The sequence below is a fragment of the Collinsella sp. LCP21S3_C7 genome (assembly GCF_052118485.1).
Taxonomy (GTDB): domain Bacteria; phylum Actinomycetota; class Coriobacteriia; order Coriobacteriales; family Coriobacteriaceae; genus Collinsella.
In genome coordinates, this window is the sequence record NZ_JBQKHC010000058.1 from 1 (window position 1) to 670 (window position 670).

Consider the following 670-nt stretch of genomic DNA (forward strand, 5'->3'; position numbering starts at 1 on the left):
GGGCTCGTCCGGGCGCTCGGCGAGGTCTTCCAGGGCGCCGCGTGGCAGCGCTGCGCGGTCCACCTCATGCGCGACTGCATGCGCGAGGCCGGCTCCTGGCAGCTCAGGCGCCGCGTGGGCAGGATCGTGTCGCAGGTGTTCCGCGGGCGCGACGCCGCCACCGTGACGGCCATGTACCACGCGGCGTGCGACATGCTGGCGGGGTGCTGCCCCAGGGCGGCGGCGGTGCTGGAGGAGGCCGAGCCCGACGCGCTGGCCTACCTCGACTTCCCGCCGACCCACTGGAAGCGCCTGCGCACCAACAACGTGCAGGAGAGGACCAACCGGGAGATAAAGCGCAGGTCGCGCGTCGTGCAGGTGTTCCCCTCCACAGGGTCGCTGGTGCGGCTCGCGGGCGCGGTCATGTGCGAGCAGGACGAGATATGGCAGGAGTCCAGGTACTTCTCGGAGGCGAGGATGAACGAGCTCTACGACGACGGTCGCACCCGGGGGACCGACGGTCCCGTCGATTGGGCGCGGCTCGAGGCGGAGGCAAGGAAGATGCTCGAGTCCGGCCTCGAGCTTGCGGACAGGGTCGAGGCGGCATAGGATATCAACCGTATTCCAGATTCTGGGACGCCGGGCCGACTCGCTTCGGATCGGGCACTACACCAACTTTCTCGACACTACC

Annotated in this window: 1 protein-coding gene; it reads left to right on the top strand. The window is 69.3% G+C overall.

Annotated elements, in window-relative coordinates; translation table 11 throughout:
* Positions 1–588 (top strand): transposase (locus ACTQ1E_RS08855; protein WP_441565897.1); only part of this gene is annotated, 588 nt, incomplete at its 5' end.
* Between the last annotated feature and the right edge of the window lie 82 nt (positions 589–670).